The sequence below is a fragment of the Enterobacter cloacae complex sp. IR5458 genome (assembly GCF_049238025.1).
Classification (GTDB): domain Bacteria; phylum Pseudomonadota; class Gammaproteobacteria; order Enterobacterales; family Enterobacteriaceae; genus Enterobacter; species Enterobacter kobei.
In genome coordinates, this window is sequence record NZ_JBMKIF010000006.1 from 64,137 (window position 1) to 84,003 (window position 19,867).

Here is a 19,867-nt window from a genome sequence, read left to right on the forward strand (position 1 = left end):
ACTCACAGATTGAAAACGGTTACATCACCTCATGTAATCAGTTAGTGATCGGAGCCACAATTTGCCGCGACGCGACGGAATGTCGACGCACCAGGGTTGGCATGAAGCAATGCGTCGCCCCAGGATCCAGCAGCCCTGCGGCTCCCTGTAACGCCAGTTCAGTAGCCAGTTTTGCCATAGAAGCAATGGGATAGCGCACCGTGGTCAGCTGCGGGTCGGTGTAACGGGCGATCGGAATGTCGTCAAAGCCAATCAACGACAAATGCTGCGGCACCGCAATGCCGTTATCTTTCAGTGCCGTCAGCGCGCCCGCTGCCATGCTGTCGTTATACGCAAACACCGCAGAAAGCTGCAGATTGCGGCCCAGCAACTCCACCATTGCCGCCTCACCGCCCTGCATGTCAGGCGTACCGGTGCCGATCCAGCTCTCTGATGCGGTAATGCCGTGTTCTTTCAGGGCGTTTTGCCAGCCCTCACGCCGGTACGCGTCATCTTCAATTTGATGGCTGGAGGCAAGATAACCGATCCGCTGATGGCCGTTATTGATAAGCATTTTGGTGGCCATCATGGCGCCGCTGACGTTATCCAGCCCAACACAGCGGTGGGCATAGCCCGGCACAATCCGGTTAATCAGCACCATGCCCGGAATCTGTTCCATAAACCCGGCAAGCTCTTCATCACTTAAGGCTTTGGAGTGAACAATCAGGGCGTTACAGCGCTGGCGAATCAGTACTTCGATGGCATGACGCTCTTTCTCCGCCTCATGATAGCTGTTGCCAATCAGCACATATTTTTGATGCTGCTGGGCAACCACATCGACCGCTTTCACCAGCGCACCGAAAAAGGCGTCTGAGACATCCATCACCACCACGCCGATGGTATCGCTGACCTGCGTGGCAAGCGCCTGCGCGTTGGCATTTGGCCGGTACCCGAGCTGGGTCACGGCTTTCATTACGGTTTCACGGGTTTCAGGGCTCACCAGCGCACTGTTGTTCAGTACGCGGGAGACGGTAGCCACAGAAACGCCCGCCAGACGGGCGACATCACGAATGGTGATCATATTCACCATCCTTCAAAGGATTGCAGCAACTCACAGACACCCCCTGTGTTTAGCAAGGTGGCTATTTTGGCAGCGAGAGAAAAGGGACTACGTGAAGAAGCTCACAGTCATGAAAACGCTTACATCCGTTTTGTTAATGATTGTGATCCAGATCGTTATCTGGATGTATTACTCAATGATACCCCTGAAGCATGTGCGGTTAACTGACGCCACACCCACTCCAGCGGCCCCTGACGGAAATAACGCAGCCAGATAACGGAAAACGCCAGATTAACCGCCCAGATCGGAATAACAAACGCCAGCAGCCCGAGGCGGTCGAATTTCATAAACAGGCCAAAGCGATAGAAAATCGTGGTGCATATCAACGTTTGCAGGAGGTAATTGCTTAACGCCATGCGCCCGACGCAGGCGACTGCGCTGACAAGCCACAGGCGAGAAAGCTGCGGCCAGAAGCCATATATTAGCGCCGCGTAGCCGATGGTCTGGAATGGCGCGCTCAGTTCACGCGGTACCTGGAGCAGGAAAGCGCACCAGCGATAATCCCAGTGAATGTGCCACTGTGTCATCACCGCCGGGAGGTTTATCAGCACGCCGAGCAGAACCAGCCCCGCCCCGGTGCGACGATAATGACGCAGGCTGAACTCCCCTTTCAGCCACCCGGTGCGCATCAATGACGCCCCCATCAGCATCATCCCTGCCAGCTGCCAGCCGTATTGCGCCCCCAGCGCAAGAAGGTTATCCCCCAGCATATCCGCCCGGTTGCTAATGGCTTCCGTACCGCCTTTTAGCTTCCAGAACTGCTCGTACTGGAGGTTTGCAGCATCCGGGATCCAGGAACGGTTGGTCGCTTCGCCAGAGATCATCCCCAGCAGCAGCAGCACCCCAAGCCCCATGAGGTAAAGCATCACGCCGGTGTTAAACAGGCTTTTCACGCTGTGCGCATCACGAATGAGACGCCAGCAGATAAGCCCGACTAACCCATACGCGAGAAGAATATCGCCGTCCCAGAAGAACAGACCGTGGATAAAACCGAGGATCACCAGCAGGGTTAAGCGCGACTGGATCCAGCGGGTGCCGCGTTTAAGCAGAAGCTGTAGTCCTGCGCCAAACAGCAGGGCAAAGAGCGTGAGGAATTTAACCTGGGCAAACAGGTCAAGGATTGCCCAGGTCCAGGCATCGCTTCGGGTGATGTCACCGTACCAGGCGGGATTGAGATAAGCGGCCTTCGGCAGACCAAAGGCGCTAATATTCAGCAGCAGGATACCCAGTATGGCGACGCCGCGAACAAAATCGAGCGTGACGTTTCGCTCCATGGTCCCTGCCCTGTGAGATTAGTTGTGGTGACGCACGGCGCGCAGGAACTCCTGGCGGGTGTTCTGGCTCGATTTAAACAGACCGCCCAGCGAAGTGGTGGTGGTTGCACTGGTCGCATCACGTACGCCGCGGGCTTTCACGCAGTAGTGAACGGCATCGATGGAGACCGCCACGTTATTGGTGCCCAGCAGCGTTTGCAGGGCAATCAGGATCTGCTGCGTCAGACGCTCCTGAACCTGAGGACGCTGCGCGAAGAACTGCACAATACGGTTGATCTTCGACAGACCAATCACCGTATCTTTCGGAATGTAAGCCACGGTCGCTTTACCGTCGATAGTAACGAAGTGATGTTCGCAGGTGCTGGTCAGCGTGATATCACGTACCGTGACCATCTCGTCCACCTTCATCTTATTTTCAATAACGGTAATTTTCGGGAAGTTGGCGTAATCCAGGCCAGAGAAAATTTCGTCGACGTACATTTTCGCGATGCGCTTAGGCGTCTCCATCAGACTGTCATCGCTCAGATCGAGATTCAGCAGTTGCATGATCTCGGTCATATGCCCGGAAATCAGACTTTTACGGGTTTCATTGTCCATATCCTCAACGGGCGGACGCAATGGCGTTTCGAGACCGCGCGCAAGCAGGGCTTCATGGACCAGGGCAGCTTCTTTACTGAGTGATGACATTTTCTTCTCCTGCAGGTGTGGCGTCTTTCGCCCTCGTTGTGGCAAAAGTATGCGCTCATTGTGCGTGAGGCGACGCACATAATCCAGTATTCACGACGATAATTATTGCAATTGCTGTTGCCTTTCAGCGTGACGATTCCAGACCAGGGCGCCGCCGATGAACAACGCGACGCCCGCCAGCCCCAGCGCAGGCTCCAGCCGGTGGGTTAGCCAGGTCGATAGCGCCGACGTCACCGGGCCAATCAACTGCCCGATGGCATACCCGGTGGTGAGCAGTCCCGCCATATAACGCGTGTGGTTCGGTGCCAGCTCTCGGCCGTATAAAAGAGAGAGCTGCACGGCGCAAAGGAACCCACCACCTACCAGCAGCCCGCCCGTCAGCAAACCGCCGATGCCCGGCAGCAGCCAGGCCGCCAGGACACCCGCGCCCTGAAGCCACAGCACGATAGCCAGCCTGCGGTTAGCCGTGGAGATATGTCGCAAGGCAATGCTGAGCGCAATCCCCACCACAGCGGCGAGACCAAAAATCGGCCAGACAAACTGAGCAAACAGGCTGCCGGGAAAGCGCACGGCGGCCATTTGCGATAAAAAGGTCGCCGGAAGGATATAGCCAAATCCCGCCAGGCTGTAGCTCCAGACCAGGCGCTTTAAATCCGCGGTCAGCCGCAACGGCTCAGGCGCAGTCCCCGGGCGATGAAGCTGGCCCGCACGCGGCAGATAGCGTGCCACCAGCGCAATCAACACGAGCGCCAGCACGCCGTAGATCTGCCACGCCGCACCGGCCGAAAGGGATTTCGCCTGAATATAGACCGCGAGCAGGCCGCTCAGGGCGATACCCGCGCCGGGGCCGGCAAACACCGCAGCACTGAGCCCCGGTTTACCCAGTTGCCCCAGCCGCTCGTTGGTCCAGGCGGCAATGAGTACCATTGACCAGCCACTCATGCAGCCGATCGCAAAGCGCAGCAGGCCGTGTACGACGGCGTTATCCGCCGCCGCGGAGAGCAGCGTCAAAGCAACCGCACCCGTAATGCCGAGCCAGAGCCGCGTTTCAACAAAGCGGTGCGCGCGCATGGCATCCCATGCTCCCACCAGATAGCCAAGATAATTCATCGCCGCCACCAGGCCTGCGCTGGTGAGCGTGAGTTGCCCGGCGGCAATCATCAGCGGTACCTGAGGCGTAAAGGCAAAGCGCCCTATCCCCATCGCCACCACCAGCACGACAAACCCACTAAGCGCAATACGCAGCGCCATGACCGCTCCAATTGTTAAAGAAAAGTAAATTTATGATGCAGCATCTTGCCGTTCCGCGAAAGTGAAAGTTGCTCACAGGTAAATGAAAACGCTGTATTATGATGCTAATGAATAGCTATTCTCATTAAGGAGCCTTGCATGGAACTGCTCGAAGAGCACCGTTGTTTTGAAGGTCGACAGCAGCGCTGGCGGCACGACTCCACCACGCTGAACTGCGCCATGACGTTCAGTATTTTCCTGCCTCCGGCAGAGAATCCGCCTGTTCTGTTCTGGCTTTCTGGCCTGACCTGCAACGACGAAAACTTCACAACCAAAGCCGGTGCGCAGCGTATTGCGGCCGAGCTGGGTATCGCGCTGGTGATGCCCGATACCAGCCCCCGTGGGGACGATGTGGCGGATGATGCAGGATACGACCTGGGTAAAGGCGCCGGGTTTTACCTGAATGCGACCGAGCAGCCATGGGCGAGTCATTATCGTATGTATGACTACATCCGTGACGAGCTGCCTGCGCTGATTCAGGCCGAATTCGCGGTAAACGATCGCTGCGCCATCAGCGGACATTCCATGGGTGGACACGGGGCGCTAATCATGGCGCTGAAAAACCCCGGGAAATATACCAGCGTCTCTGCGTTCGCACCGATTGTTAACCCAACGCAGGTACCGTGGGGACAAAAAGCCTTCACCCACTATCTGGGCAAAGATGAAACGAAATGGCAGGAATGGGACAGCTGTACGCTGATGCTGGCGAGCGACTCAGCGAATGCGATCCCGATGCTTATCGATCAGGGCGATGCGGATCAGTTCCTCGCCGGGCAACTCCAGCCCGCCGTTTTAGCTGAAGCGGCACGCCAGAAGGACTGGCCGCTCACGCTGCGCATTCAGCCAGGATATGACCACAGCTATTACTTTATGGCCTCCTTTATTGAGGATCATCTCCGCTTCCACGCGGCGCATTTGTTCGCGTAATTTTCGCTATTTGCCCGATAGCCTCTCGCCTGTCGGGCTTTTCCCCTTATTGACATAATCCTATCCGCTTGAATCCAGGCTATTTTCTTGCCAACGCATCAAACACAAATGATTTCAATTATCATTTGTGTTTACAATTATACATTCTTTTGTACAATTCCAGACTCTTCTCCATCACAAAGAGTGCTTACAAGACAAATACATACAGTTCTCAGGGTTATCCCGATGGAGTTTTTTTCTTTTTATACGGAATGTACAAATGACAATACCACACGTTAAATTGCTGGCCGCTGCCATTGGCGCCGCCACACTTTCCTCCTTCGTTCACGCAGCCGATCAGGACACCGTTGTCGTCACTGCGACGGGTTTTGAACAAAAAATCCAGAATGCCCCCGCCTCCATCTCGGTGATTTCAAAACAGCAGATTGAAGATAAAGCCTACCGTGATGTCACCGATGCCCTGAAAGACGTCCCGGGTGTCGTCGTTACTGGCGGCGGGAGCAGCAGTGATATCAGTATTCGCGGCATGGCATCGCAGTACACGCTGTTCCTGGTGAACGGCAAACGCGTGAGTACGCGCAGTACCCGCCCAAACAGCGACAACTCGGGCATTGAACAAGGCTGGCTGCCGCCGCTGGAGTCCATTGAGCGTATCGAGGTTATCCGTGGCCCGATGTCCTCACTTTACGGCTCTGATGCAATGGGTGGAGTCATCAACGTCATTACCAAAAAAGTGTCGAACACCAAAGCCTGGACAGGTTCGTTGCATGGCGATGCAACCTTCCAGGAAAACAATGATTCCGGTGATATCTTTCAGACCAACGCCTACGCTTCAGGTCCCCTGATTGACGGGCTGCTTGGCGCAAAAGTGACGGGGCTTTTGTCACGCCGCGCAGAAGATAAGATTGTGAACGGGTATAACGAGCAGAAAATGCGTAACGGCGGTATTACGTTGAATTTCACGCCGGACGAGCAAAATGATTTCGACCTCGACTTTGCCCGTGAACTTCAGGACAGAAACAGCACGCCGGGGATGTCGAAAGCGACGGAAACCTGCCGTGGAACGACCTGTACACCAAATACCAAAAGCGAAACCCGCTATGAACATACCACCTACTCATTAACCCACAGCGGTTATTACGACGACTTCAATACCACCAGCTATATCCAACAGGAAGAGACGAATAACCCGGATCGTGAAATGCGCTCGTACAACACCACCTTCAACAACCAGAACCAGATCTTCCTCGCCGATCATACCCTGACTCTCGGCGGGCAATATCGCTATGAGAAACTGCGCGACAACGGCAATCAGCTGGAGGCTGCCGATGGCCTGAACAAACTGACACGCTGGAGTTGGGCACTGTTTGCCGAAGATGAATGGGCAATGACGGAAAGCTTTACGTTAACCGGCGGCCTGCGCATGGACAAAGACCAAAACTATGGTACTAACTGGACGCCACGTGGTTACGGTGTATGGCACCTCGCCGATCAGTGGACATTGAAAGGCGGGGTTTCTGCGGGCTACCGTGCACCGGACCTGCGTCAGTCGTCTGCCAGCTGGGGGCAGGTAACGGGTGGTGGCCGTCTTGACGGTATCATCGTTGGCAACCCGGACCTGAAACCAGAGAAGAGTCTGAGTGAAGAGATCGCCCTGCTCTGGGATAATAACGACAATCTTAATGCCGGTGTGACGCTGTTCAATACCGACTTCAAAGACAAAATTACTGAAGTTCGCCGCTGTAACAGCAGTTCCGATCCCGCCTGTACGATTGGCGATCACAGCTATGATTTCGTGAGCGACCGCGTCAACGTGGACAAAGCCAACATGCGCGGCGTGGAGTCTACCTTCGGCTGGAAAATCACGCGCGATGTGAACTGGACTGCCAACTACACTTATACGGAATCCGAGCAGAAGAGCGGCCAGTTCTCCGGTAAGCCGTTGAACAAAATGCCAAAACATATGTTCAATACCACCCTGGACTGGCAGGCGACACCAGACGTCGGCTTCTGGAGTCGTCTGAACCTACGCGGTAAAACGTCTGAGTATCTGAGCCGTACATCAATGTCCCAGGGTACACCGTCCTATACCCAGGTGGATGTGGGTCTGCGCTACAACGCGAACAAAAACCTGCTTGTGACTGCCGGTGTGTATAACGTGCTCGATAAGCAAATTGATTACGATACGTATGACACCGTGCTTGATGGACGTCGTTATACCGTGGGCATGACTTACAGCTTCTAACCGCCCCATAAAAAAGCCCGCTCGAATGAGCGGGCTGAAAGAGAGGAATTGCGGTTATTGTTTAAATCGTTCCGGGAATTCCATTTCACTGTAGCGAACGAAGTGTGTTCCTTTCGTCAGTTTGTAACCAAACCAGATGATCAGGAACAGCGGAATACCAATGTAGGTTGCCGTGACGGCGCCCCAGTCGATAGTATCCGCGAGGAACGCTTCATAGTTCTGACCCAGCGTAATAATCAGACACAGAATGAAGGCGAAAATTGGCCCCAGCGGGAAGAACCCTGAGCGATACGGCAGGTCGTTCAGATCATGACCTTGCATTACGTAACCGCGACGGAAGCGATAGTGGCTGATGGCAATGCCCAGCCAGGCGATAAAGCCCGTCATCCCGGAAGTGTTAAGCAGCCACAGGTAAACCGTCTGGTTGCCGAACATGGAGGTCAGGAAGCACAGACCGGCAATCACCGTGGTGGCGTACAGAGCGTTACGTGGCACACCACCGCGAGACAGTTTAGCGAAGATGCGCGGCGCTTTACCGTCGCAGGCCAGGGTGTAAAGCATACGGGTGGACGCGTACATACCGGAGTTACCCGCTGACAGCACTGCCGTCAGGATCACCGCATTCATTACCGCCGCCGCAGAGAGCAGTCCCGCGTGCTGGAAGACCAGAGTGAACGGGCTGACGCTGATGTCTTTCACATCGTTACGCAGCAGGCTTGGATCGGTATACGGAATGATCAGGCTGATAATCAGGATCGCGAACACGTAGAACAGCAGGATACGCCAGAAGACCTGACGCACCGCGCGAGGAATGTTCTTCTCCGGGTTTTCAGATTCACCGGCCGCAATACCAATCAGCTCAGTGCCCTGGAAAGAGAAGCCGACAATCATCGCCACGCCAATCATGGCCGAGAACCCACCGGCAAACGGCGCATCGCCTATTGTCCAGTTGCTCCAGCCCGCAGGCTCTGCCCCTTTGAAAATACCAACGATCATCGCCACACCGACGACGATAAAGATGATGACGGTTGCCACTTTGATCAAAGAGAACCAGTATTCCGCTTCACCAAACCCGCGTACGGAGATGTAGTTCAGCAGGAAAATGACGACCAGGAACAACGCGCTCCAGATCCAGCCCGGCGTGTCCGGGAACCACCAGGTCATCACCAGCTGTGCGGCGACGAGGTCAACGGCGATGGTAACAGCCCAGTTGTACCAATAGTTCCAGCCCAGCGCGAAGCCGAAGCCTTCTTCCACGTATTTTTGTCCGTAGGTCGAAAACGAACCGGATACCGGCATGTATGCCGCCAGTTCACCCAGGCTGGTCATCAGGAAGTAGACCATCAGGCCAATCAGGATATAAGAGAATAATGCCCCACCCGGGCCAGCTGCCGAAATCGTTGCGCCAGAGGCAACGAAAAGACCTGTACCGATGGAGCCGCCAATGGCGATCATCGTCAGGTGACGCGCCTTGAGTTCACGACGTAGCGTGGGCGCTTCTGTGGTTTTAGTTTCTGAAACCATGTGAAAATGCTGTCCATTCAATAAATGAGGCGCGATTGTAGCAGACGATCGGCGTTCCTTCCGGCAGAAATACTCAGTTATAAGAGAGCTTCATGACGCGGCCAGGATTATAAGTAAAGCATCATTTTTCCCTCCCCCTTTTGGGGAGAGGGCCAGGATGAGGGGCAATTTCACATCTCGCAATAGCGCAGAAAACGCTGCAGCGAACTGGAAAGGTGTTTCTGACGATGATGGATGCACCACAGCGTGCGCACCAGTTTCGGCAATGGAACAGGAATTTCCACCAGCGATCCCGTCTCAAGCTGTTCGGCAATCACGCGTCGGGAAAGGCAGCTGATACCCAGTCCATGACGCACCGCATGCTTAATCGCCTCCGAGTTCCCCAGCTCCATTCCCAGCTGGAAATGCGGCAAATGAGACAGCAGCAGGTAATCGACAATTTCACGCGTGCCGGAACCCTGCTCGCGCAGGATCCACTGAGCCTGCGCCAGGCGCTCCAGCGTCACCTCGCCCTGTAATAAAGAAGAGGCCGGGGAGGCAAACACCACCAGCTCGTCTTCCAGCCAGGGCTCAGCGATGATATCGACGTTGTGGCACGGACCTTCAATGAGACCGATGTCCACGCGAAAATCGATCACCGCGTTGATGACGTCCTGGCTGTTACCCACGCTCATCTCCAGCGGCAACGAGGGAAAATCCCGGCGATAGCGGGCAATCACTTCCGGCAGGATGTAGTTACCGATGGTACTGCTGGCAAAAACGCGGATCGCGCCGTTGTCTTCGCGGAACAGCTGTTCAATTTCGATAGCCTGCTCCAGCAGGGCCAGCGCGCGCGGGTAAAGCAGGCGGCCATGCTCATTGACCACCAGACGCTTCCCTACCCTGTCGAAAAGCTGAACGCCTAACTGTCCTTCAAGATCGGTCAACGCCGCGCTAACGGCAGACTGAGAGAGCGCCAGCATTTGTGACGCCTGAGTCGTAGAGCCGCTCTTCAGCACTTCGGCAAACACTTCCAGCTGACGCAATGTAATGTGCATAGTCACTTACCACTTATATAGATTGATTATAAGTATATAATCAATTTTATTTTTAAGCCAGATCGCCGTAACCTTTAGCCAGACAAAGGAGAAGGTTATGTCAGAACTCACCTTACAACATCATCGTACAGTGTGGCACTTCGTGCCGGGTCTCGCGCTCAGCGCCGTCGTCACCGGTGTGGCCTTATGGGGCGGCAGTATACCGGCAGTGGCCGGTGCCGGGTTTAGTGCCTTAACGCTGGCTATTTTGCTCGGCATGGTGGTCGGGAATACCGTCTACCCGCACATCTGGAAATCCTGCGACGGGGGCGTCATTTTCGCCAAACAACATTTATTACGTCTGGGCATTATTCTTTACGGTTTCCGCCTGACCTTTTCGCAGATTGCGGATGTCGGCGTGAGCGGGATTGCCATTGATGTCCTGACCCTTTCGAGCACCTTTATGCTGGCCTGCTTTATCGGCCAGAAGGTGTTTGGCCTGGACAAGCAGACCAGCTGGTTAATTGGCGCAGGCAGCAGCATTTGCGGTGCGGCAGCGGTACTGGCAACGGAACCGGTCGTTAAAGCTGAAGCCAGTAAAGTGACGGTGGCCGTCGCGACGGTGGTCATCTTCGGTACGCTGGCGATCTTCCTTTATCCGGCTATGTATCCGCTGGTGGCGCACTGGTTTAGCCCGGAAACCTACGGCATCTATATCGGTTCGACGATGCACGAGGTAGCACAGGTGGTCGCAGCAGGTCACGCCATCAATCCGGAAGCGGAAAATGCCGCGGTCATCGCCAAAATGCTGCGCGTCATGATGCTGGCCCCGTTCCTGATTTTCCTGGCCGCGCGGGTTAAGCAACTGGCTCCGGCAGGTGGCAGCGAGAAAAGCAAAATCACCATTCCGTGGTTTGCGATCCTGTTCATCGTGGTCGCTATCTTTAACTCGTTCCACCTGCTGCCAAAAGCGGTCGTGGATATGCTGGTGACGCTGGATACGGTGCTGCTGGCCATGGCGATGGCGGCTCTGGGTGTGACCACGCACGTCAGCGCCCTGAAAAAAGCCGGTGCAAAACCGCTGCTGATGGCGCTGGTGCTCTTTATCTGGCTGATTGTGGGCGGCGGCGCGATTAACCTCGCCGTACACAGCCTGATGGCATAAACCCTCTCGTCGTTCTCCTGTTAACCCGTTATGATAAGCGTTTCGGGTTAACAGGAGTCTTTTTATGAAATATGTTGGAGCGCACGTCAGCGCTGCAGGTGGCCTTGCAAACGCCGCCATTCGCGCCGCCGAAATCGAGGCAACCGCTTTCGCCCTGTTCACCAAAAATCAGCGCCAGTGGCGCGCCGCACCGCTCACCACCGACGTGATTGATGATTTCAAAGCCGCCTGTGAAAAATACCACTACGGGCCGGGCCAGATCCTTCCCCACGACAGCTATCTGATTAACCTCGGTCATCCGGTTCAGGAAGCGCTGGATAAATCCCGCGAGGCGTTCCTTGATGAAGTGCAGCGCTGTGAACAGCTGGGGCTGACGCTGCTGAACTTCCATCCGGGTAGCCATCTGATGCAGATCGACGAAGACGCCTGTCTGGCGCGTATTGCTGAGTCCATCAACATCACCCTGGAGAAAACCAACGGCGTGACCGCGGTGATCGAAAACACCGCCGGTCAGGGCAGCAATCTCGGCTTTAAGTTCGAACATCTGGCGGCGATCATCGACGGCGTGGAAGATAAATCCCGCGTGGGCGTGTGCATTGATACCTGTCACGCGTTTGCGGCCGGTTACGATCTGCGTACAACCGAGGCAACGAAAAACACGTTCGATGAGTTTGAGCGCATCGTTGGCTTCAAGTACCTGCGCGGTATGCACCTCAACGATGCGAAAAGCGCCTTTGGTAGCCGGGTTGACCGCCACCATAGCCTGGGCGAAGGCAATATCGGTCACGATGCATTTCGCTTTATTATGCAGGATGCCCGTTTCGACGGTATCCCCATGGTGCTGGAAACCATCAATCCGGATATCTGGGCGGAAGAGATCGCCTGGCTCAAGGCACAGCAGACCGCTGAACAGGCGGCATAAAAAAAGCCGGGTTGCTTCGCACCCGGCTTTTTTGTTGCTTATCGCTTACGCTGCTTTTGCAACCACTTCCGCTTCCGGACGTTTCAGCACCGCGTAAGAGAGTCCCGCCACCAGCGTACCGGCAATGATTGCCAGCAGGTAACCCAGTACCGGGGTGATTGCGCCTGGGATCAGCAGGACGAACAGACCACCATGTGGTGCCATCAGCTTCGCGCCAATCGCCATGGAGATGGCCCCCGTCACCGCACCGCCCACGATACAGCATGGCAGCACACGCATTGGATCACGCGCCGCGAACGGGATTGCACCTTCGGTAATGAAGCACAGACCCAGCACCAGCGCCGCTTTACCGCCTTCCTGCTGCGCTTTGTCGAACTTACGACGGGCGATAATGGTCGCCAGGCCGAGCGCCAGAGGTGGCACCATACCGGCCGCCATGATCGCCGCCATCGGCGCGTAGGTCTGGGTACTCAGCAGGCCAACGCCAAACGCGTATGCCGCTTTGTTCACCGGACCGCCCATATCGGTACACATCATACCGCCGAGGATTGCGCCCAGCAGAACCGCGTTCGCCGTACCCATGGTTTGCAGCCAGTGGGTCAGACCCGTCAGGATGCCCGCTACCGGTTTACCGATGAGGTAAATCATCGCCAGACCCACCACCAGGCTGGAAATCAGCGGGATGATGAGAATCGGTTTCAGCGCTTCCATACTCTGCGGCAGCTTCAGCTTCGAGCTGATCAGCTTCGCGACGTAACCGGCCAGGAAGCCAGCAATGATACCGCCGATAAAGCCGGAACCGGTGCTGACGGCCAGCATACCGCCAATAAGACCCGGCGTCAGACCAGGACGATCAGCGATGGAGAAAGCGATAAAGCCTGCCAGAACCGGCACCATCAGCGCGAACGCTGACCCCCCGCCGATCTGCATCAGCGCAGCCGCAAGCGTACCTTCTTCTTTAAATGCTGTAATACCAAACGCAAACGACAGCGCGATACACAGACCACCCGCCACCACCATCGGCAGCATGTAAGACACACCCGTCAGCAGGTGACGGTAGGCCCCCGCAGACTCTTTCTTCCCTTCGGTGGCGGTTTTAGCCGCACCGGTAGCCTGGTAAGGTTTGGCTTCCGCCAGCGCTTTATCAAATTCCTGAGCGGTCTTTTTCAGCGCCAGGCCGGTTGAGGTGCGGTACATCGGCTTACCGGCAAACTTCGCCAGATCGACTTCGATATCGGCCGCCACAATCACCAGATCGGCTTCCGCCACTTCTTCCGGGGTGATGGCGTTACCGGCACCCACGGAGCCACGGGTTTCGACTTTTACCCACCAGCCGCGTTTTTTCGCTTCGGTTTCAATGGCTTCAGCCGCCATAAAGGTATGCGCTACCCCAGTTGGACACGCCGTTACCGCCACAATGCGTTTCGGCCCGGTGGCCGCAGCCGCGGTCGGTGCTGTCGCGACAGGTGCGCTGTAAACCGACGCGTGGCCTTTCGCTTCACTCAGGAACAGGTCTGGATGTGCCACCGCGCGATTAATATCGCCCAGCCACACTTTTTTACCGTTCAGCGCACTGTCCGCAGGGATTTTATCACCCAGAACAATCGCCAGTTCAGCATCACCCGGGTTATCAATGATGTCCAGGTGTGCTTTTTGTGCCGCCGCGCCCAGCAGGGTCTTCGCCATATAGGCGCGAGCCTGTCCGAGACCGGAGTCAATGATCAGCAGCGTTTTCATTATTCCTCTCCTGCTGTTAGTTAAAAGGTTTTAAGTCAACGCGCGCCATCATCGCGGCTAACTGGGTACGATCGGTAATACCGACATTGCTCTGGCTCACGGCCAGGGCTGCAACGGCGGTGGCAAGACGTAACGTATGTTCACTGGATTCACGCATCAGCAGGCCGTAAATCAGGCCGCCAACCATCGAATCCCCAGCGCCAACGGTACTCACAACTTCCATTGACGGCGGTTTGGCAATCCATTCGCCAGAAGCGTTAACCCACAACGCGCCTTCTGCACCCAGCGAGATCACGACGTGAGCGATACCCTGCTCACGCAGCGCATGGGCTGCATCAATCACATCTTTTAATTCTGGCAGCTTACGGCCAGCCCAAATCTCCAGTTCGCGGCGATTCGGCTTCACCAGCCATGGAGACGCTTTCAGACCCGCAACCAGTGCGTCACGGCTGCTGTCGAAAATAATGCATGGGCACTGGCTACGCAGGCGCGTCATCCAGTCGGTAAACGCTTCCGGGCTCACGCCAGACGGCAGGCTGCCGCTGACGCACACCATGTCGAACTGACCGAGCCAGGTGAGAGAGTCGTTAACAAAGCGCTCCCAGTCTGACGGGGTGACTTCGAAGCCAGAGAAGTTCAGGTCAGTCACTTCACCGTCTTTCTCCGTCAGCTTGACGTTGATACGGGTACGGCCCTGAACGACCTGGAAGCGGTTAGCAATGCCCAGCTCGCTGAACAGCTGCTGGAAACCGTCCTGGTTATCTTTACCGAGGAATCCACCCACGGTGACATCGATACCGAGATCCTTGAGCACTTTCGCGACGTTAATCCCTTTGCCCGCAGCATGCAGGCCAGTGGTACGCACGAGGTTTACTTCGCCGCGCTCAATCTCCGGGCAAAACCCCACCAGGTCATATGCCGGGTTCAGCGTAATAGTCGCAACACGTCTGCTCATTATGCGCCCTCCCCCAGACCTGCCGCGATGGCGTCGCCAATCGCTTTCAGCGCCTGTTCAGCATCAGCACCCTGCGCGGTGAAACGCAGACGGTGACCTTTCTTCACGCCCAGCGCGACCACTTTCATCAGACTACGGCCGTTGGCCGGTTTGCCCGTGCCATCAAGGTTAGCCACGGTGATCTCACTTTCGAATTGTTTAATGGTATTCACCAGCATGGTGCCTGGACGGGCGTGCAGGCCGTGTTCGTTACGTACCACGAACTCAGCGGTCAGCAGGTCATCCGTCAGCGCGTCATCACTGGTCAGCAGAGCCAGCACGGTGGCAGCATCCGCGTTCAGCAGTTTTTCAGCTTTGTTATTCAGCAGCAGATCGCCCAGACGCTTCAGCACCGACACTGGCTGCTCATCGTTCATCGCCACGGTGACCAGCATGGCGGCAGGCTCACCCTCAACGTCAAACGCTGTGGCTGCACGGCTCACCGCGATAGCACTGCGCAGGTTGCCTTCAGCACTGTCGTTCAGCCAGATACCCTGGCCAAGATTCAACGGTTTGTCGTTAATCACGCGCGTCACAAAGGTGGCATCAGCCGCCCCGGCTTCTTTAAGACGACCCGCGTTCAGCGCCTGCAGCGTGACCAGATCCGAAGCCACAACATCCAGCGTCAGCGTGTCATTATCCAGTTTCAGCGCTTCACTCTGTTTTTCACCCATCAGCAAGGCACGCAGCTCTTCAGCGGTTGTCGCTGACTTCAGCTGTTCTGCCACGGCGTCATCGCTCAGGACATGCGTTAGCTGACGCAGCAGGCCCAAATGTTCGTCGCTGCTGGCCGCAATGCCGATAGCCACATACGCTACCTGACCTTCGCCCCAGAGCACGCCCTGCGGGAACTGATAAACCTTCACGCCGGTTTTCAGCACCTGGTCGCGGGTGTCTGTTGTACCGTGCGGAATGGCAATCCCATTACCGAGGAAGGTGGAGGTCTGCTGCTCGCGCGCCAGCATACCGTTTACGTAGCCGTCCGCGACGTTGCCTGCCTGCACAAGGGCAGCGGCAACCTGACGAATAGCCTCTTCTTTATCCCCGGCCTGAGCGCCCGGGTGAATATCCTGAACAGATAACTGGAACATGGTTCTCCTCTCCTGCTGAAAGTGAATCGTTTCAGCTTACATGAGAAAAAATACGCTAGCCTGCTCCGTTTGCTAAAACAAGATAGCGCTGAAACGTTTCAAAAAGTCTTGCGCTTTCTGCAATGTCTTGCAAGAAAAGTCGTATTTCCGATCTCAGAATTTAGAGATGCAGCACATTTCTTCCGCATTCAGCTGAATTTTGCTGAAGTTCAGCAAATCAGTTTCAGCTAAGTTCAGCCAGCAGGATGAGAAGTTGAAATGCCATTTTGATTTTTCGTGGCATCATTGACCTCGTCCACTGTTTATTTTTTAGCTAACGGCGTAAACTCCGCCCCTCTCTGTTACTCGCTAATTATAAAACATGCATAACACCCCTGCGGCCACCTCGCCGAAGCCCTTCGATTTGACGTCAACGGCGTTCCTGATTGTTGCCTTCTTCACGGGCATTGCTGGCGCGTTGCAAACCCCAACACTGAGCTTATTCCTGACCAACGAGGTTCACGCCCGTCCTGCGATGGTTGGCTTCTTTTTTACCGGGAGCGCCATTATCGGCATCCTGGTAAGCCAGTTCCTGGCGGGCCGTTCCGACCGAAAAGGCGATCGTAAAAGCCTGATCGTTTTCTGCTGCCTGATGGGCGTCCTGGCCTGCGTTTTGTTTGCCTGGAACCGTAGCTACTTCATTTTGTTGTTCGTGGGGGTTTTTCTGAGCAGCTTTGGCTCAACCGCCAACCCGCAGCTGTTTGCCCTCGCCCGCGAGCATGCCGACCATACCGGGCGTGAAGCGGTGATGTTCAGCTCGGTCCTACGTGCTCAGGTGTCGCTGGCGTGGGTGATTGGCCCGCCGCTGGCTTACGCGCTGGCGATGGGGTTTGGCTTTACGATGATGTACCTGAGCGCGGCGGTCGCGTTTGTGGCGTGCGGTGCGATGGTGTGGTGCTTCCTGCCGTCAATGCGCAAAGAGCCCAAAGTGGCGACAGGCGTCCTGGAGGCCCCGCGCCGTAATCGTCGCGATGCCCTGCTGCTGTTTATTATCTGCACGCTGATGTGGGGCACCAACAGCCTGTATATCATTAACATGCCGCTGTTTATTATTGATGAACTGCATCTGCCGGAGAAACTGGCCGGCATAATGATGGGCACCGCTGCCGGTCTGGAGATCCCGACCATGCTGATAGCGGGCTATTACGCGAAGCGTTTCGGAAAACGTTTTTTGATGCGCATCGCGGCCGTCGCCGGGCTGCTGTTCTACGTTGGTATGCTGACGGTCCATACGCCGGGGCTGCTGCTGGCTTTACAGCTGCTGAACGCCATCTATATCGGGATTCTGGCGGGGATTGGCATGCTCTACTTCCAGGATCTGATGCCGGGCCAGGCAGGCTCAGCGACCACCCTTTATACTAATACCACGCGCGTGGGCTGGATTATAGCAGGCTCCATGGCCGGGGTCGTTGCTGAGATCTGGAACTACCACACGGTGTTCTGGATTGCGCTGGTGATGTGTACGCTGACCATTGGCTGTCTGGCGAGAATCAAAGACGTTTAAGGCGCGGTGAGCGCTTCCAGCTCAAGCAGGTAGATCATCGCCTGCGCGCGCGAACTGCCGCACATCTCGACCCCAGGCTGTAGCCCGGAGCAGACCTTCGGGCGCAGGGGCGAACCAAAGATCATACACAGGTTGGATTCAGAGAGCTGAACACAGCGGGTATTGGCGGGCTTGCCCTCCGGCATTCCGGGTATCGGGCTTGAAATGGACGGAGCGGTACAGCACGCGCCGCAATCTGGACGACAATCCATACATGCTCTCTCAGTGACGAAGCCCGTGCAGTCGGGCATCGGGCGCACAGTAACACCTTTTGTGCGTTGATAGCAAAAGCCACGAATTCCGCTTGCCTGAAAGGCCGCGCACGAGTAATTTGGCGCGATATTTTTTACCTCCCGTAAACAGGATTATTGCAATGCCAAGAGCGAACGAAATTAAGAAAGGTATGGTACTGAATTACAACGGCAAACTGCTGATTGTGAAAGACATCGACATTCAGGCTCCCAGCGCCCGTGGTGCTGCCACGCTGTACAAAATGCGTTTTGCCGATGTGCGTACCGGCCTGAAAGTGGAAGAGCGCTTTAAAGGTGACGATATTGTCGATACCGTGACCCTGACCCGTCGCTATGTTGATTTCTCTTACGTCGACGGCAACGAGTACGTGTTCATGGATAAAGAAGATTACACCCCGTATATCTTCACCAAAGATCAGATTGAAGAAGAGCTGCTGTTCATCCCTGAAGGCGGTATGCCTGACATGCAGGTTCTGACCTGGGATGGCGTGCTGCTGGCGCTGGAACTGCCTCAGACCGTCGATCTGGAAATCGTTGAGACGGCACCTGGCATCAAGGGCGCATCCGCAAGTGCCCGCAACAAACCTGCCACTCTGACCACCGGTCTGGTTGTGCAGGTGCCGGAATACCTCTCCGCAGGCGAGAAGATCCGCATCCATATCGAAGAAAAACGCTATATGGGTCGCGCTGACTGATCGCGGCGTTTGTCGGGTGGCGGCTTCGCCTTACCCGACCTACAAAAACACAAAAACCGGCTCTCAGGCCGGTTTTTTTGTAGGCCCGGTAAGCGTAGCGCCACCGGGCAACAGAACTTAAAGAAGCTCCGGGTATTTCGTCATCTTCAGCGCCAGCTCAACGCCGCGCACTTCCGCCATCCCTTTCAGTCGGCCTATCGCCGAATAGCCAGGGTTGGTTTTCTTGCGCAGATCGTCCAGCATCTGGTGCCCGTGGTCCGGGCGGAACGGAATAGGACGGACATCGCCAGCCTGCTTACGACGCACCTCTTCTGCCAGGATGGCATCGACCACCGCGACCATATTGACGTCTCCGCCCAGGTGCGCGGCTTCGTGGAAGGTCTTAGGATTATCCTCCCGGCAGGTCGCGCGCAAATGCGTGAAGTGAATGCGATCGCCAAAGGCTTCAATCATCTGCACCAGGTCGTTATCCGCGCGAACACCGTAGGAGCCCGTACACATGGTAAAGCCGTTATAGATGCTGTTGACCGTCTCTTTCAGCCACTGCATATCTTCGATAGTGGAAACGATGCGCGGCAGACCGAGGATAGGACGCGGTGGATCGTCCGGATGCACGGCCAGACGCACGCCGACTTCTTCCGCAACCGGTACGATAGCGCGCAGGAAATAAGCCATGTTTTCACGCAGCTGGTTCTTATCAATATCTCCGTATTCCGCCAGACGCGCGCGGAACTGGTCCAGCGTGTACCCCTCTTCTGCGCCCGGCAGGCCCGCAATGATGTTGCGGGTCAGCTTTTCAATATCCGCTGCACTCGCGTCATTAAACCATTGAAGCGCCTGCTGCTGCTCTTCAGCGGTGTAATCCGCGTCGGCGCCAGGGCGTTTCAGGATGTGCAGCTCAAATGCCGCAAAGGCAATCTGGTCGAAACGCAGCGCTTTTGAGCCGTCCGGCATCGGGTATTCCAGATCGGTCCGCGTCCAGTCCAGAATAGGCATGAAGTTATAGCAAACCGTATCAATGCCGCAGGCCGCCAGGTTGCGAATGCTCTGCTGGTAGTTCGCAATCCAGGTCTGGTAATCCCCGGAATGGGTTTTGATATCTTCGTGGACCGGAATGCTCTCCACGACAGACCAGGTTAATCCCTTCTCCGCCAGCAGCGCCTGGCGCTGTTGAATTTCCTCAACCGGCCAGACCTGGCCGTTAGGAATGTGATGCAGCGCCGTCACGACACCCGTTGCGCCAGCCTGACGCACATCATCAAGAGAAACCGGATCGTTCGGCCCGTACCAACGCCAGGTTTGTTCCATTGCCTCACCCTCTAAAGTTGTTATACCAATATGTGTTACCGCAATGACGACTACCATACA

Annotated in this window: 17 protein-coding genes; 6 read left to right on the forward strand and 11 right to left on the reverse strand. The window is 55.9% G+C overall.

Going from position 1 to position 19,867, the window contains the following annotated elements:
* Positions 1-37 precede the first annotated feature (37 nt).
* From galS to ACOTYN_RS06730, 4 genes are all read right to left on the reverse strand, one after another.
* Positions 38-1,060: an HTH-type transcriptional regulator GalS gene (gene galS / locus ACOTYN_RS06715; RefSeq protein WP_014884565.1), complete on the reverse strand. Its 1,023-nt coding sequence runs from the start codon at positions 1,058-1,060 to the stop codon at positions 38-40.
* Positions 1,061-1,215: 155 nt separating this feature from the next.
* Positions 1,216-2,373 carry a DUF418 domain-containing protein YeiB gene (gene yeiB / locus ACOTYN_RS06720; protein ID WP_023338540.1) on the reverse strand — a complete coding sequence of 386 codons (1,158 nt, stop codon included), beginning with the start codon at positions 2,371-2,373 and terminating at the stop codon, positions 1,216-1,218.
* Positions 2,374-2,391: 18 nt separating this feature from the next.
* Positions 2,392-3,060 (reverse strand): GTP cyclohydrolase I FolE, encoded by a 669-nt coding sequence (folE, locus tag ACOTYN_RS06725; RefSeq protein WP_014884567.1) that lies wholly within the window; start codon positions 3,058-3,060, stop codon positions 2,392-2,394.
* A gap of 102 nt (positions 3,061-3,162) precedes the next feature.
* A complete protein-coding gene (locus ACOTYN_RS06730) occupies positions 3,163-4,311 on the reverse strand; it encodes a YbfB/YjiJ family MFS transporter (protein WP_032636021.1) in 1,149 nt (382 codons plus the stop codon).
* Between the two features lie 138 nt (positions 4,312-4,449).
* Here ACOTYN_RS06730 and fghA point away from each other — a divergent pair, with 138 nt between their 5' ends.
* Positions 4,450-5,277, forward strand: coding sequence for an S-formylglutathione hydrolase (gene fghA / locus ACOTYN_RS06735; RefSeq protein ID WP_045268786.1), 828 nt, complete (start codon positions 4,450-4,452; stop codon positions 5,275-5,277).
* Between the two features lie 259 nt (positions 5,278-5,536).
* The gene (locus ACOTYN_RS06740; RefSeq protein ID WP_063434523.1) at positions 5,537-7,522 is read left to right on the forward strand and encodes a ligand-gated channel protein; all 1,986 of its coding nucleotides are present in this window, start codon (positions 5,537-5,539) and stop codon (positions 7,520-7,522) included.
* 54 nt (positions 7,523-7,576) lie between these two features.
* Here ACOTYN_RS06740 and lysP read toward each other — a convergent pair whose 3' ends face one another.
* Both lysP and yieE read right to left on the reverse strand, forming a co-directional pair.
* On the reverse strand, positions 7,577-9,046 hold the full coding sequence (gene lysP, locus ACOTYN_RS06745) for a lysine-specific permease (RefSeq protein ID WP_014884571.1): 1,470 nt from the start codon (positions 9,044-9,046) through the stop codon (positions 7,577-7,579).
* 170 nt (positions 9,047-9,216) lie between these two features.
* Complete coding sequence (gene yieE / locus ACOTYN_RS06750; protein ID WP_014884572.1) at positions 9,217-10,083, reverse strand: DNA-binding transcriptional regulator YeiE; 867 nt, start codon at positions 10,081-10,083, stop codon at positions 9,217-9,219.
* Positions 10,084-10,180: 97 nt separating this feature from the next.
* On the opposite strand from yieE, the gene ACOTYN_RS06755 reads away from it, so the two are divergent.
* Positions 10,181-11,227, forward strand: coding sequence for a YeiH family protein (locus ACOTYN_RS06755; protein WP_014884573.1), 1,047 nt, complete (start codon positions 10,181-10,183; stop codon positions 11,225-11,227).
* A gap of 64 nt (positions 11,228-11,291) precedes the next feature.
* Entirely contained in the window at positions 11,292-12,149 is an 858-nt protein-coding gene (gene nfo, locus ACOTYN_RS06760) for a deoxyribonuclease IV (protein ID WP_014884574.1), read from the forward strand.
* A gap of 45 nt (positions 12,150-12,194) precedes the next feature.
* Here nfo and fruA read toward each other — a convergent pair whose 3' ends face one another.
* The 3 genes from fruA to fruB are packed head-to-tail and all read right to left on the reverse strand — an operon-like array spanning position 12,195 to position 15,971.
* The gene (gene fruA, locus ACOTYN_RS06765; protein WP_047625337.1) at positions 12,195-13,886 is read right to left on the reverse strand and encodes a PTS fructose transporter subunit IIBC; all 1,692 of its coding nucleotides are present in this window, start codon (positions 13,884-13,886) and stop codon (positions 12,195-12,197) included.
* A gap of 16 nt (positions 13,887-13,902) precedes the next feature.
* Positions 13,903-14,841 (reverse strand): 1-phosphofructokinase, encoded by a 939-nt coding sequence (gene fruK / locus ACOTYN_RS06770; protein ID WP_008500936.1) that lies wholly within the window; start codon positions 14,839-14,841, stop codon positions 13,903-13,905.
* Positions 14,841-15,971, reverse strand: coding sequence for a fused PTS fructose transporter subunit IIA/HPr protein (fruB, locus tag ACOTYN_RS06775; RefSeq protein WP_023330930.1), 1,131 nt, complete (start codon positions 15,969-15,971; stop codon positions 14,841-14,843). Before fruB ends, fruK begins: the two co-directional genes overlap by 1 nt.
* Positions 15,972-16,332: 361 nt before the next feature.
* Here fruB and setB point away from each other — a divergent pair, with 361 nt between their 5' ends.
* The gene (gene setB / locus ACOTYN_RS06780) at positions 16,333-17,514 is read left to right on the forward strand and encodes a sugar efflux transporter SetB (protein WP_071922037.1); all 1,182 of its coding nucleotides are present in this window, start codon (positions 16,333-16,335) and stop codon (positions 17,512-17,514) included.
* On the opposite strand, the gene ACOTYN_RS06785 is transcribed toward setB, so the two are convergent.
* Positions 17,511-17,765 carry a YkgJ family cysteine cluster protein gene (locus ACOTYN_RS06785; RefSeq protein ID WP_014884578.1) on the reverse strand — a complete coding sequence of 85 codons (255 nt, stop codon included), beginning with the start codon at positions 17,763-17,765 and terminating at the stop codon, positions 17,511-17,513. The two genes, setB and ACOTYN_RS06785, sit on opposite strands and share 4 nt — an antisense overlap.
* Positions 17,766-17,926: 161 nt before the next feature.
* On the opposite strand from ACOTYN_RS06785, the gene yeiP reads away from it, so the two are divergent.
* A complete protein-coding gene (gene yeiP, locus ACOTYN_RS06790) occupies positions 17,927-18,499 on the forward strand; it encodes an elongation factor P-like protein YeiP (protein ID WP_014884579.1) in 573 nt (190 codons plus the stop codon).
* A gap of 117 nt (positions 18,500-18,616) precedes the next feature.
* Here yeiP and uxuA read toward each other — a convergent pair whose 3' ends face one another.
* Positions 18,617-19,807 carry a mannonate dehydratase gene (gene uxuA / locus ACOTYN_RS06795; protein WP_071922036.1) on the reverse strand — a complete coding sequence of 397 codons (1,191 nt, stop codon included), beginning with the start codon at positions 19,805-19,807 and terminating at the stop codon, positions 18,617-18,619.
* Between the last annotated feature and the right edge of the window lie 60 nt (positions 19,808-19,867).

Excerpts from the sequence above, each read along its gene's own strand:
- galS (WP_014884565.1), bottom strand. The coding sequence starts at position 1,060 with ATGATCACCATTCGTGATGTCGCCCGTCTGGCGGGCGTTTCTGTGGCT.
- yeiB (WP_023338540.1), bottom strand. The coding sequence starts at position 2,373 with ATGGAGCGAAACGTCACGCTCGATTTTGTTCGCGGCGTCGCCATACTG.
- folE (WP_014884567.1), bottom strand. The coding sequence starts at position 3,060 with ATGTCATCACTCAGTAAAGAAGCTGCCCTGGTCCATGAAGCCCTGCTT.
- ACOTYN_RS06730 (WP_032636021.1), bottom strand. The coding sequence starts at position 4,311 with ATGGCGCTGCGTATTGCGCTTAGTGGGTTTGTCGTGCTGGTGGTGGCG.
- fghA (WP_045268786.1), top strand. The coding sequence starts at position 4,450 with ATGGAACTGCTCGAAGAGCACCGTTGTTTTGAAGGTCGACAGCAGCGC.
- ACOTYN_RS06740 (WP_063434523.1), top strand. The coding sequence starts at position 5,537 with ATGACAATACCACACGTTAAATTGCTGGCCGCTGCCATTGGCGCCGCC.
- lysP (WP_014884571.1), bottom strand. The coding sequence starts at position 9,046 with ATGGTTTCAGAAACTAAAACCACAGAAGCGCCCACGCTACGTCGTGAA.
- yieE (WP_014884572.1), bottom strand. The coding sequence starts at position 10,083 with ATGCACATTACATTGCGTCAGCTGGAAGTGTTTGCCGAAGTGCTGAAG.
- ACOTYN_RS06755 (WP_014884573.1), top strand. The coding sequence starts at position 10,181 with ATGTCAGAACTCACCTTACAACATCATCGTACAGTGTGGCACTTCGTG.
- nfo (WP_014884574.1), top strand. The coding sequence starts at position 11,292 with ATGAAATATGTTGGAGCGCACGTCAGCGCTGCAGGTGGCCTTGCAAAC.
- fruA (WP_047625337.1), bottom strand. The coding sequence starts at position 13,886 with ATGAAAACGCTGCTGATCATTGACTCCGGTCTCGGACAGGCTCGCGCC.
- fruK (WP_008500936.1), bottom strand. The coding sequence starts at position 14,841 with ATGAGCAGACGTGTTGCGACTATTACGCTGAACCCGGCATATGACCTG.
- fruB (WP_023330930.1), bottom strand. The coding sequence starts at position 15,971 with ATGTTCCAGTTATCTGTTCAGGATATTCACCCGGGCGCTCAGGCCGGG.
- setB (WP_071922037.1), top strand. The coding sequence starts at position 16,333 with ATGCATAACACCCCTGCGGCCACCTCGCCGAAGCCCTTCGATTTGACG.
- ACOTYN_RS06785 (WP_014884578.1), bottom strand. The coding sequence starts at position 17,765 with ATGGATTGTCGTCCAGATTGCGGCGCGTGCTGTACCGCTCCGTCCATT.
- yeiP (WP_014884579.1), top strand. The coding sequence starts at position 17,927 with ATGCCAAGAGCGAACGAAATTAAGAAAGGTATGGTACTGAATTACAAC.
- uxuA (WP_071922036.1), bottom strand. The coding sequence starts at position 19,807 with ATGGAACAAACCTGGCGTTGGTACGGGCCGAACGATCCGGTTTCTCTT.